Source organism: Methylobacillus methanolivorans (genome assembly GCF_054588515.1).
Genome location: NZ_BAAILT010000002.1, coordinates 848,231 through 860,493 on the forward strand (window position 1 = coordinate 848,231; position 12,263 = coordinate 860,493).

General features: G+C 50.2%; 10 protein-coding genes. 2 read left to right on the plus strand and 8 right to left on the minus strand.

What is annotated here, in order from left to right; genetic code table 11:
* Positions 1-15 precede the first annotated feature (15 nt).
* From hflC to LG202_RS05280, 8 genes are all read right to left on the minus strand, one after another.
* Positions 16-900 (minus strand): protease modulator HflC, encoded by an 885-nt coding sequence (gene hflC / locus LG202_RS05245; protein WP_230347348.1) that lies wholly within the window; start codon positions 898-900, stop codon positions 16-18.
* On the minus strand, positions 900-2,075 hold the full coding sequence (hflK, locus tag LG202_RS05250; RefSeq protein ID WP_230347349.1) for an FtsH protease activity modulator HflK: 1,176 nt from the start codon (positions 2,073-2,075) through the stop codon (positions 900-902). The genes hflC and hflK overlap by 1 nt, the downstream gene beginning before the upstream one ends.
* Positions 2,076-2,113: 38 nt before the next feature.
* The gene (gene hflX, locus LG202_RS05255) at positions 2,114-3,229 is read right to left on the minus strand and encodes a GTPase HflX (RefSeq protein ID WP_230347350.1); all 1,116 of its coding nucleotides are present in this window, start codon (positions 3,227-3,229) and stop codon (positions 2,114-2,116) included.
* Positions 3,230-3,251: 22 nt separating this feature from the next.
* Entirely contained in the window at positions 3,252-3,497 is a 246-nt protein-coding gene (gene hfq, locus LG202_RS05260) for an RNA chaperone Hfq (RefSeq protein ID WP_230347351.1), read from the minus strand.
* A 262-nt stretch (positions 3,498-3,759) separates the two neighbouring features.
* The gene (gltX, locus tag LG202_RS05265) at positions 3,760-5,157 is read right to left on the minus strand and encodes a glutamate--tRNA ligase (RefSeq protein ID WP_230347352.1); all 1,398 of its coding nucleotides are present in this window, start codon (positions 5,155-5,157) and stop codon (positions 3,760-3,762) included.
* A gap of 153 nt (positions 5,158-5,310) precedes the next feature.
* The gene (locus tag LG202_RS05270; RefSeq protein WP_230347353.1) at positions 5,311-6,756 is read right to left on the minus strand and encodes an efflux transporter outer membrane subunit; all 1,446 of its coding nucleotides are present in this window, start codon (positions 6,754-6,756) and stop codon (positions 5,311-5,313) included.
* On the minus strand, positions 6,753-9,866 hold the full coding sequence (locus LG202_RS05275) for an efflux RND transporter permease subunit (protein WP_230347354.1): 3,114 nt from the start codon (positions 9,864-9,866) through the stop codon (positions 6,753-6,755). Before LG202_RS05275 ends, LG202_RS05270 begins: the two co-directional genes overlap by 4 nt.
* A gap of 12 nt (positions 9,867-9,878) precedes the next feature.
* Complete coding sequence (locus LG202_RS05280; RefSeq protein ID WP_230347355.1) at positions 9,879-11,087, minus strand: efflux RND transporter periplasmic adaptor subunit; 1,209 nt, start codon at positions 11,085-11,087, stop codon at positions 9,879-9,881.
* Between the two features lie 130 nt (positions 11,088-11,217).
* On the opposite strand from LG202_RS05280, the gene LG202_RS05285 reads away from it, so the two are divergent.
* A complete protein-coding gene (locus LG202_RS05285) occupies positions 11,218-11,850 on the plus strand; it encodes a TetR family transcriptional regulator (RefSeq protein ID WP_230347356.1) in 633 nt (210 codons plus the stop codon).
* A 65-nt stretch (positions 11,851-11,915) separates the two neighbouring features.
* Entirely contained in the window at positions 11,916-12,236 is a 321-nt protein-coding gene (locus LG202_RS05290) for a hypothetical protein (protein WP_230347357.1), read from the plus strand.
* Positions 12,237-12,263 lie beyond the last annotated feature (27 nt).

Here is a 12,263-nt window from a genome sequence, read left to right on the forward strand (position 1 = left end):
GATGGGCGTTCCTGCTTATTTGGCTGCGCTACCAGCGCGACCAGAATTGCGCATGTACTTAAAGAAATCAGAGCTAGGGTCAAGTACCATGACATCACTCTTGCTCTTGAAGCTATTACGATAGGCATCAAGACTACGGTAAAACGCATAGAACTCAGGGTTCTTGCTGTAAGCCTGGGAATAGATTTCCGCAGCCTTGGCATCACCTTCACCCTTGGTCTTTTGCGCTTCGCTAAAAGCCTCGGCAATAATCACCTCGCGTTGCCTATCCGCATCCGCACGAATCTTTTCCGCTTCACCGGCACCCCTGGAGCGCAATTCATTGGCAACCCGTTTACGCTCGGCCTCCATACGCTGATAGACAGACTCGCTGACCTCTTGCGGCAAATCGACGCGACGCAAACGCACATCCAGCACCTGGATACCCATTTGGCGTGAATCGCGATCTGCACGCTGACGCAGGATTTCCATGATCTTGCTACGCTCACCAGACACAACCTCGTGAATGGTGCGTTTACCAAACTCGGCGCGCAAACCATCATTGACTGTCTGCGACAAGCGTCGCTCCGCCTGCAACTCATCCCCCTTCACGGAGACATAATATTTCGCAGGGTCAACAATACGCCACTTGATGAAAGAATCGACCAATACGTTTTTCTTCTCACTGGTCAGGAAGCGATCAGGCTCCACCCAGTTCAACGTGAGAATACGCTTGTCGAAATAGCGTACGTTATCCACCAACGGTACCTTGAAGTACAGGCCTGGCTCTTTTTTCACAGAAACGATCTCACCCAAGCGAAACACCAGGGCATATTCACGCTGATCTACACTAAAAGCAGATAAACTCAGTAGCAGCAAAGCTGCAATCAGGCCCAAGAGCACTGTTCCCAGATTACGCATTATCGGCTCTCCCTGTCTCGACTACGGAATGAGTCGCGTGAACGCTGAATATTGGTATCAAGCTCAGGCACAGTGCTAGGAACTACAGGCTGTACGTTAGGATTAGCGGCTGGGCTTGCTCCTGAAGCGGAAAGTAATTTATCAAGAGGCAAGTACAGCAAGCTGTTGTTACCCTTTTGATCAACGACAACCTTGCTGACACTAGACATAATCTGCTCTTGTGCATCTAGGTATAAACGCTGACGAGTCACCTCAGGAGCACGTTGATACTGTGCCAACACCTGCTCAAAGCGGCTGGCATTACCCTTGGCTTCGTTTTCTACTCGCAGCTTGTAACCTGCAGCCTCTTCCAACAAGCGCGAAGCAGTACCACGAGCACGTGGAATCACATCATTGGCGTAGGCATAACCTTCGTTCTTTTGACGCTCAAGATCCTGTCCCGCCTTCACGGCATCATCAAATGCTGCCTGTACTTGCTCTGGCGGCTGGGCATTCTGCATGGTGACATTGACAACATTCACACCAGTGGAATAACGATCCAGAATTTCCTGCATCAATTGCTTGGCCAATACCGCAATTTCCTCACGACCTTCATAGAGCGCAAAGTCCATCTTGCTCTTGCCGACTATCTCACGAATCGCGGTTTCTGCAATGCCTCGCACGGACTCTTCCGCAAAGCGATTGTTAAACAAGGCTTCTTCAACATTCTTCAAGTTGTATTGCACGGCGAATTGCAGGTCGATGATATTTTCATCATCAGTCAGCATCAGGGACTCTCGAAGTTCACGACCACGACCCGCGCCACCCTCTGCAGAGCGATACCCTACTTCAATGGTACGCACCTGCTCCATATTCACCACAGTCACACTTTCCACCGGATAAGGCAAATGCCAACGGGGGCCAGGCATAGTGGTCTCGACATGCTTGCCAAAACGCAACACGACGCCACGAGAACCCTGATCAACGATATAGAAGCCAGTGGCAAACCAAATGACAGCAATCAGGCCCAATACAGGCAACACAGGGATCGTCCTGGACTCAGGAGCCGGGCCGCCACCATCATTACCACTCTTGCCGAACAAGCCATTCAGCTTCCTGCTGAACTGTCGGAATACTTCATCCAAATCGGGCGGACCATCGTTGTTACGATTGCCCCAACCGGGATCGTTAGCCATGCATCACTCCGAAAAAATCAAAAAATTATGCGATTAGGTTAGGATAGCGCCAGCTTTTCTTGCAAGCCTTGCTGATGCTCAAGCAAAACTTGGCGCAAAAGATCAAGCCCCTCGCCTGTCTTGGCAGAAACTCGCACTTTCGAGATTCTACCATATTCGTCGCGATCAAGCCCCGGCGGGATTCCGACACGATCAATCTGATTCAGAACCAACACCTGCGGAACATCCTGGGCACCAATTTCAGAAAGCACCAAATTGACTTGCTCAATTTGATCATCACGACTATCACTCGCCACATCGACAATATGGAACAGCAAGTCAGCCTGCACAGCCTCCTCCAATGTTGCACCAAAAGCCTCGACCAAGGCGTGCGGCAAATGCTTAATAAAACCAACAGTATCTGACATGACGACTGGCCCACCATCGGGAATGTAAAGCTTGCGTGAGGTTGTATCGAGGGTGGCGAACAATTGATCAGCCGCATAGACGCCAGACTGGGTCAAGCGATTGAACAAGGTAGACTTGCCGGCATTGGTATACCCGACAAGAGAGACAGACAACACCAGGGAACGGCGACGCGCACGGCGCTGCATGCCACGTTGCAGCTTGAGCTTGGCCAGCTTCTCCCGCAACTGCTTCACGCGTATACGCAGCATCCGCCTATCCAGCTCAAGCTGGGTTTCACCTGGACCACCACGAACACCGATACCGCCTTTTTGACGTTCAAGGTGAGTCCAGCCACGCACCAGGCGTGTAGACAAATGTTCCAGCTGGGCAAGCTCCACTTGCAGTTTGCCTTCATGGCTTTGCGCACGCTGTGCAAAAATATCGAGAATCAGACCGGTACGATCTATGACACGCGCTTCAAGCAAGCGCTCAAGATTTCGTTGCTGGGAGGGACTTAAATCGTGATTGAACACCGCGACCTTGGCATCCGCCGCCTGCATCGTCGCGAGCAACTCTTCCGCCTTGCCACTGCCCACGAAAAATTTTGGATCAGGCTTGGGACGGCGACCTTCCACCGTCCCGACGATAGCCATACCTGCACTGATTACTAGCTGCCGCAACTCCTGCAGGCTTTCCTCGTAACCAGGATCACCCACATCCACGCTTACCAATACGGCAGCATCTCCACCGACCGGCCGATCAAACATAAGAACAAATATTTAGCAAAAATTAACCTTCAGTGGAGGAAGCTGGCCCATGGGGAATAGATACAGCACGACCTGGAACAATGGTTGAAATGGCATGCTTGTAGACCATTTGAGTGACTGTATTCTTGAGCAGAATGACATACTGATCAAAAGAATCGACTTGTCCTTGCAACTTGATTCCATTCACTAAGTAAATAGAAACTGGCACGTGCTCCTTGCGCAACGTGTTCAGGAAGGGGTCTTGTAACATCTGCCCTTTAACGCTCATTTTGATGCTCCTTTACCTTTGTAGTTGTATATATAGGGAGTTTTATTCTTAAAAGCCACTTTACGTGAAAAACTTTCCCCAAGCTAGCGCTTGCCACCGATAATCAACAATTCCTTAGTTACCCATCTGTAGTGGGGCCTGCAAGCTGAAAAACAAGTGCTCGTGACCAGCTTCCATTCAGGCAAAGCACATCAGCCTGCTCTTAGGACTACACAGAGTGCAAATTGTTCTACCTCTTTACAGGCTTTTTCTCATTCAATCACTATGCTTGCAAAACCGCCTGCATCCGTGCCAAACCTACCTCTTTACCTAAAAGGGCCATCACAGCATCAATACTGGGCGATTGCGCGCCGCCAGTCAGCATAACGCGCAAAGGCATGGCCACCTTGGGAAATTTGAGCCCATGACTTGTCACAGCAGACTCAATCGCCGCATGCAATACCTCCTGCGTCCAATCCAACGCCTTTAGCTCGTCAAATAAAGCATGCATGACAGGCAAAATTTCAGGCGTAACATGCTTCTCTAATGCTGCAGCATCAATCTGCGGCATCTGGTAGAAGTAGGCAATACTGCTGGCTAGTTGATTAAGCGTGTTTGCGCGATCCCGATAAAGCGCAATCACCGCCTGCAAATCCACGCGACCATCAACGGCAATACCAGCAATGGCAAGTCGCTCGGCAATATCTTCAGCCAAGCGTTGCAAATCAGCCTGCTTGATATAGTGCGCATTAAGCCAGTTCAGCTTTTCCGTATTAAACTGGGCTGCCGAAGGCGTGACATGATCCAGACCAAACCACTCACAGAATTGATCCATACTGAATATCTCATCATCACCATGCGACCAACCTAGACGGGCCAGATAATTCAACACAGCCTCAGGTAAATAGCCCTCTTCGTGATATTGCATCACACTCACAGCGCCATGGCGCTTGGATAGCTTCTGTCCATCATCCCCCAGAATCATGGAAAGGTGGGCATATTGAGGAATGGTAGCGCCGAGAGCGTGTAATAGATTAATCTGGCGTGGCGTGTTGTTGACGTGGTCATCGCCGCGTATGACCTGCGTAATCCCCATTTCCCAATCATCGACAACAACGCAGAAATTATACGTTGGCGTACCATCGGCCCGCGCAATGATCAAGTCATCTAGTTCTTCATTAGAGATACTGATCGTCCCCTTGACCAAGTCATCCCAGACTACATTGCCCGCCAGTGGATTCTTGAAGCGCACAACAGGAGGAACGTCGGCAGGCACCGCTGGCAACACCTTGCCTAGCTCGGGCCTCCAACGACCATCGTAGCGTGGCTTTTTACCCTCCTGCATTTGCTGCTCACGCATGGCATCCAGCTCTTCCCGGCTGCAATAGCAGTAATAAGCGCTACCTTCATCCAGCAACCTCTGGATTACTTCCTTATAGCGCCCCATGCGCTGCATTTGGTAGAAAGGGCCTTCATCCCAGCTCAATCCCAGCCAGTTCATGCCATCGAGGATAGCTTGCACAGCTTCAGGTGTCGAACGCGCCACGTCTGTATCTTCAATCCGCAAGATAAACTGCCCAGCATGCTTACGGGCATACGCCCATGAGAACAAGGCGGTACGGGCACCACCAATATGTAAAAATCCAGTGGGGCTAGGAGCAAAACGGGTACGAACAGTCATGGGGAAATCACAATGGATATAAACAGGCAATTTTACCATGGCACCGCCAGAGGCGGGATTGATGAATTACAACACTGGCGCATAAAAGAAAACCGAGGCAAGCCCGGTTTTTCTTTTATATTGCGCTTTAAACGCTAGCAGACATCAGTGCTTTCATTTACTTGCCTGCTTTTCAGGCTGATCATACTGAGCAGTTTTCCATCCACCACCCAACGCCTTGAAAAGATCCACGGTTGCCGTCAATCTGGATTGGCGGCTCTGGATAAAAGCTAATGCAGCATCGTTGTAGACTCGTTGTGAATCAAGCACATCAAGATAAGCAGAATAACCTGACTTATAACGATTTTCTGAAACCTGCAACGCCTTCTTTGCAGCCTCCTGGCTAATATTCAGGGCATCTTCACGCTCTCGGCTCTGACGCACCGTTACCAAGGCATCGTTTACTTCCCTGAATGCGGTTTGGATAGAGCTTTGATAGCTTACCAAAGCCTGCTTTTGCCTTGCAGTTGCCTGGTCAACCCGGGCGGACAATCTGCCAGCATTAAAAATGGGCAAACTCAAGCCCAGACCGGCAGACCAGATACGTGATGGTGCGTGCATGATTTCATTCAAGGCTGCGCTTTCACCACCATAGGTTGCTGTCAGGCTGATGGTTGGGAACAAAGCAGCCTTGGCAACACCAATCTGGGCATTCTCAGAAATCAAGGTTTGCTCGGCCTGCCGGATATCAGGCCGCGCTTCCAACAAGCTGGAAGGCAAATTTGCTGGTGGCACGGGAGGTGCTGGTAATTGATGTATATCAGCGCCCTCTGGCACCTTGAGCTCAAGATCACCAGTCAGCACAGCCAACTGGTGCTGCACAATTTCGCGCTGACGCACCAGATCTGCAATTTGCGCCACCAAGTTGGAATTGGCAACATCTGCCTGGTGCACATCGAGAATGGATGCCACGCCGCCTTCCAACCTGCGCTTGGTCAACGCCAGGCTTTCCTCACGGCTTTTCAGGCTATCCCGAGACACGGCAATCTGCGCTTCCAGACTGCGCAATAAGAGATAATTACTGGCGACCAGCCCTGATAGTGACAAGCTCACCGTATCCTTGGCAAAGTAAGTACCCAAGGCCTGGGCACGTGCCGCTTCACGTGCACGGCGTAACCTACCCCAGAAATCTAGCTCGAAATTGGTTCCCAATTGCAAGTTATAGTTTTCACGGAGAGCTGGTACATGGGATGGCAGAGGAAAAGCTCCAGTTTGTGTGACTTTCTGGCGCACGCCATTTCCACTCAGGGTCACCTCAGGAAACAGGGCAGCCCCCGCTTCACGCATCGCAGCATCGGCCTCTTCTATGCGTGCGACTGCCTGGGCAATATCCAGGTTATCGGCAAAAGCCTTATCCATTAACCCATTCAGAACTGGATCCTGGAAAGTTTCCCACCATTTATCCAGATTTAATGCAGCCTGCCCCTCTGTCTGCGTAGCTTCAGCAACATTAAAATGCGCTGGCAGCTTCGTCTCAGGTCGATGGTAATCTGGCCCGACCATACACCCAGATAAGGCCAATGCTACAGCAGCATAAATTAAGTTATGACGCATCATCATGCTGTTTCCTTTTGATCATCGTGATGCACACGGCTGCTGGTCTGCCCAGACAACCAGGTAAAGAACATCGGGATAAAGATGGTGGCAATAAAAGTAGCCAACAACATGCCACCAAAGACGCCTGTACCCATTGAACGACGGGCGGCAGCGCCTGCCCCTGTTGCAATTACCAAGGGAACAATACCCAATACAAATGCCATGGACGTCATGACAATTGGACGGAAGCGCAAGCGTGCGGCTTCAATCGCAGCCTGCTTGATTGGCAAGCCCTCTTCCAGCTTCTGGCTCGCAAACTCAACGATCAGAATGGCGTTTTTCGCGGCAAGACCCACCAATGTCACCAACCCAATCTGAAAATAAATATCATTGGGCATGCCACGGAACATCACGGCCAGCAAAGCACCAACCAAGGCAAATGGTACAGCCATGATGACAGCCAAAGGTAAGGCCCAGGTTTCAAACTGAGCAGCCAGAATCAGGAATACCATGATGATGGCAAAGCTGAAGGCAAAGATAGCGGCATTGCCAGTGAGCTTTTCCTGATAGGCCTGGCTAGTCCACGAAAGCTGATAGCCATCTGGCAAGGTCTGCTTGGCGACCTGCTCAATCAACTTAATCGCATCGCCCGAGCTGACACCATAAGCACCGCCGCCCATCACCTTGGCAGCCAACAAGCCTTGGTAGCGTTCCAACTGCTCGGCACCAATCACTTCTTGCACCTTGCTCAAGGCTGACATCGGGATCATTTCACCCTGTGCTGACCGCACATAAACCCGGCCAATATCTTCTGGCTTCATGCGATAGGCTGGCTCCGCCTGCAATTGCACACGATAAGTACGACCAGAGCGATTGAAGTCATTGACATACAAAGTACCCATGGTGCTTTGCAACGTCGCATAAACATCTGCAATCGGCACACCCAGAGACAAAGCCTTGGCCTCATCCACTTCAATCAGCAGTTGCGGCACGGTCGGGCGGAAGAAAGTATTGATACCAGCCAGACGCGGCTCTTTGCGCAAGGCATCAATAAAACTATTGACCACTTCGGCAAGATGCTGCGGATTAGTATCTTCACGACTCTGCACGTACATTTCCATGCTACCGGAGCTACCCAGACCACGAATGGCTGGAGGATTAAACGCAATGGCCATGCCGTCTGGCTGCATCATGCCGATGCCAAACAAGCGTTGCACGATCTGCTCGGCAGTCGTCGTGCGCTCATCCCAATCTTTCAACCGCACAAACATCGTCGCTGCACTCGTCTTATTGCCACCACCAATAAGGTCAAAACCATTGATGACGAACTGGCTGGCAACTGCAGGATCTTCGGCGATCGTCTTGCGCACATTCTCCATAGTGTTGCTGGTACGTGTCAGGCTTGCACCATCCGGCATGATCGCGGCTGTCACCACATAGCCTTGATCTTCAGGCGGAACAAAGCTAGTTGGCACGACACGGAACAAGTAAATCCCGGCAGCAATAATGCCAGCAAACACCAGCGCGCCTATGATACGGTGCCTCAAGGTTAATCCAACAACAGAAGTGTAGAAGTTGGTCAACTTATCGAAGCCACGATTAAATGGTTTAAAGAACTTGGATTCGCCATGGACATGCTTGAGCAGGATTGCACAAAGCGCTGGCGTCAATGTCAACGCGACCACACCAGAAATCACAACCGCCACCGCCACAGTCACGGCAAACTGGCGATACAACTCACCGGCAATACCGCCCATGAACGCAACTGGGATAAATACCGCGCACAGTACCAGTACAATCGCTACCACGGCACTGGATACCTGCTCCATCGACTTGATTGCAGCATTCAATGGCGAGAGCTTTTCTTGACTCATCAGGCGCTCAACATTTTCCAGTACCACAATCGCATCATCAACCACGATACCAATCGCCAGCACCATGGCAAACAAAGTCAGGGTATTGATAGAAAAACCAAACAGCCATAACCCCGCAAATGTGCCAACCAAGGAAATAGGCACCGCAATAATCGGAATCAAAGTAGCACGCCAGCTTTGCAGGAACACAAATACCACCAGCACTACCAGCACCATAGCCTCAGCCAAGGTATGTACTACTTCGCCAATCGAAGCCTTGACGAAATCGCTGGTGTCATAAGGGATGCGGTAATCAATATCCTCAGGGAAACGCTGCTTCAATTCCTCCATCTTGGCCTTGATCGCTTCAGCAGTCTCCAGCGCATTGGCTCCCGTTTGCAGGAATACCGGAATACCCACACCAGGCTGACCTTGCAGAGTCGTACGGATATTGTAGTTCTGTGCACCCAGCTCAATCCTAGCCACATCCTTGAGATATAGCACACCGCGCGGACCATTGGCCTTGACGATAATATTGGCAAACTGTTCAGGATCAATCAAACGCCCTTTTGCAGTGACCGTGTAAACAATTTGCTGATCATCCGGCGCGGGGTCCTGACCTATGCGGCCAGCGGCATACTGCGCATTCTGCGCTGCAATGGCCGCAGCAATATCACTGGTAGTAACACCGAGCTGAGCCATGCGGTCTGGACGCAACCAAACACGCATGGAGTAATCCTGGGTGCCAAACACTGTAGCATCACCCACACCCTTGATACGCTTGAGCTCATCCAGCACATTCAGCGTAACGTAGTTACTGAGATAAAGCGGATCATAGGTCTTATTAGGTGAAACCAACATCAATGCCATCAAGATGTCATTAGAGCGCTTCTGCACAATCAAGCCAGTCCTACGTACATCTTCCGGCAGTCGCGGCGTCGCAATATTGACGCGGTTACTGACGTTGAAAGTCGCTTGATTGACATCCGTACCAGTCTCAAATGTGACGGTAATTGTCAATGTGCCACTAGAGTCAGCACTGGATTGGTAGTACAGCAAGCCTTCCACACCGCTTAACTGTTCTTCAATCGGCGCTGCAACTGTCTTGGCCAGCGTTTCAGCACTAGCTCCAGGATAAGTTGCCGTCACAATTACCGTCGGCGGCGCAATTTGTGGATATTGTGCGATTGGCAACTGGAAAGCCGCAGCTAACCCAGCCAGCACAATAATGATCGATACAACCGATGCAAAAATCGGCCTCGTGATAAAAAATCTCGTCATGATTGTTCTCGCTTACGCCAACTTACGGCTGGTATTGGCTGCGGACTTCTGTGGCTCAGCGTTCCCTGTAGCAGCGTCTTGCGGGCCAGCAGCAGGATGAGGCTGCAATGGAGCACCAGGGCGGATCTTGATCAGGTTATCCACCACCACCTTCTCACCTGCATTCAAGCCCTTGAGAATCACCCAATCACGCCCCATCCAGTCACCTGTGACTACAGGACGCACGGTAGCGTGATTACTCTCATCCAACACATACACAAAACGACCCTGCTGAGAATTCATGACAGCAACTTGCGGCACCAGGAAAACGCCATCACGCTCCCCAACAACGACTTTGGCACGCACAAACTGACCAGGCAGCAGCTTTTTATCTGCATTTGCAAATGTTGCACGCAACTGTTGTGTACCCAAGGCAGGATCAATCTGGCTAGAAGCAAAATTCAACTTCCCAGCTTCGCCATACTCGGAGCCATCCGGCAGTTTCAAACTAATCTTCTTGACCGTTTTTTCAGTCACAGGGCCACCAAGCTGCTGGATTTCATTATCAGAAAGACTGAACCGTACCCAGATTGGGGATAATTGCACGACTGTAGTGAGCAAACTACTGTTGGCTGAAACCAATGCACCTTCAGAAAACTGGAAGCGACCTGAAACCCCACCGACAGGTGCTGTGACCTTGGTGTATGAAAGATTCAACTCTGCTTCTCGCACACTGGCTTGCGCCTGCACCAAAGAAGCCTTGGCTACATCGTTATCTGAAGTCGCATTGTCATACTCACGCTGGCTGATGGAGTTGGATTCCAACAAGCCCTTCAGTCGCCCAGCCTCGCGCTGAGTCTGGGCGATTCTCGCTTGAGCCTGGGCTAACTGCCCTTTGGCTTGCTCCAACGCGATCTGATATGGTTCAGGATCAATCTGAAACAATACTTGCCCTTCTTTTACGGAGGAGCCCTCTTCATATAAACGCTTCAGCAAAATTCCTCCCACGCGAGGGCGAATCTCCACTTCACGCGCACCTTCTGTCTGCGCCACCGCCTCAGCAGAAACAGGCACACTGGCAGGCTGTAATTCGACAACACTGACAGGCAATGCCTGAGGCCCCGCCTGCGCCGCTTGTTGCTCACCCTTGCTACAGGATGCCAACGTACAAGCCGCCATCACGGCAAGCAGGATTTTTTTATTGAAATCAAATCTTGTTGTATTGGTATGATCTTGACTCATCACGCGCACCCTCATTTATAACTCCATGTCTTATAAACAAATTACTTGCTTACATTCATCAACGAATGTATATTATATACAATCATGTTTGTATGTAAAACTATTTTGATGTTAGGGATATCTTAAGCACATGGCACGTAAAACCAAAGAGGATGCTGAACTCACCCGTCAGCGGATTATTACTGCGGCCCGTGAAGTTTTTGCGAAACGTGGCGTCAGCCACACCACGATGGAGCAAATCGCCACACATGCCCAAGTTACCCGCGGCGCAGTTTACTGGCACTTTGCCAATAAAATTGAACTGTTTCATGCCATGCGCGATCAAGCAATGCTGCCCTTCATTGAACAAATGAATGCGGCCGTACTAGATGATCAGAGGGAAGACCCGCTAACATCCATGGAACAGTATTTTTGCAACACCATTAGTACGCTACAGCAAAGTGACTCCACCCGCCAAACTTATGAAATCATGATGGCAAAATGCGAATATGTAGATGAATTCAACGATGTACTACAGCAACTGCTGATCAATTGCCAAATATTCATCGAAAAAACGCAGCTACTTTATGAGAAGGCACAACAAAAAGGCCTGATTCACCCAGATATTTCTCCTTCTGCACTTGCAATGGATACTCATCTTTTTTTTGGAGGGCTGATTCACCTTTGGATCAAAGACAACTCCAATCTAGGGTATCGTGATCAAGCCATAGAACATATCAAGCAACATATCCGCCTGCGTCGAATTCTTCGACCGCAAATCTGATTCAAGCACCTTGTAAAGTCCATCCCATAACGATATGATTAAAAAAGTATTGGGAAGGAAATATCTTGGACATTCACGCTGGCGAAATTTATGGCAAGCAAACGGGCAGCAAGTTTGTCATGTATAACGTGCTGAAGGTTGGCAAGCAATCCATCACTTTGCAGAACATAGATAATCCGCTCAGTCTATTTGAGACTACGCCAGCCAAACTGCAAGCTTCGGGCTATGTGCGAATTAGCCAGACCCCATACGTGAATATGCAGGTCACAGGCAAGAAGCGTAAATCCATGCGTAACCCTACACGCTGCCCTCTTACACTGGATTTTCTTGAAGAGAGGGCAGATTCCGAACGCCCTGCTCCCATCATGCCTGACTTATTCAATTAAACCAGGCACGTTTCCCCTCATACCACT

Bases quoted from the DNA above. Each gene is read 5' to 3' on its own strand.
- hflC (WP_230347348.1), bottom strand. From the start codon at position 900: ATGCGTAATCTGGGAACAGTGCTCTTGGGCCTGATTGCAGCTTTGCTG.
- hflK (WP_230347349.1), bottom strand. From the start codon at position 2,075: ATGGCTAACGATCCCGGTTGGGGCAATCGTAACAACGATGGTCCGCCC.
- hflX (WP_230347350.1), bottom strand. From the start codon at position 3,229: ATGTTTGATCGGCCGGTCGGTGGAGATGCTGCCGTATTGGTAAGCGTG.
- hfq (WP_230347351.1), bottom strand. From the start codon at position 3,497: ATGAGCGTTAAAGGGCAGATGTTACAAGACCCCTTCCTGAACACGTTG.
- gltX (WP_230347352.1), bottom strand. From the start codon at position 5,157: ATGACTGTTCGTACCCGTTTTGCTCCTAGCCCCACTGGATTTTTACAT.
- LG202_RS05270 (WP_230347353.1), bottom strand. From the start codon at position 6,756: ATGATGATGCGTCATAACTTAATTTATGCTGCTGTAGCATTGGCCTTA.
- LG202_RS05275 (WP_230347354.1), bottom strand. From the start codon at position 9,866: ATGACGAGATTTTTTATCACGAGGCCGATTTTTGCATCGGTTGTATCG.
- LG202_RS05280 (WP_230347355.1), bottom strand. From the start codon at position 11,087: ATGAGTCAAGATCATACCAATACAACAAGATTTGATTTCAATAAAAAA.
- LG202_RS05285 (WP_230347356.1), top strand. From the start codon at position 11,218: ATGGCACGTAAAACCAAAGAGGATGCTGAACTCACCCGTCAGCGGATT.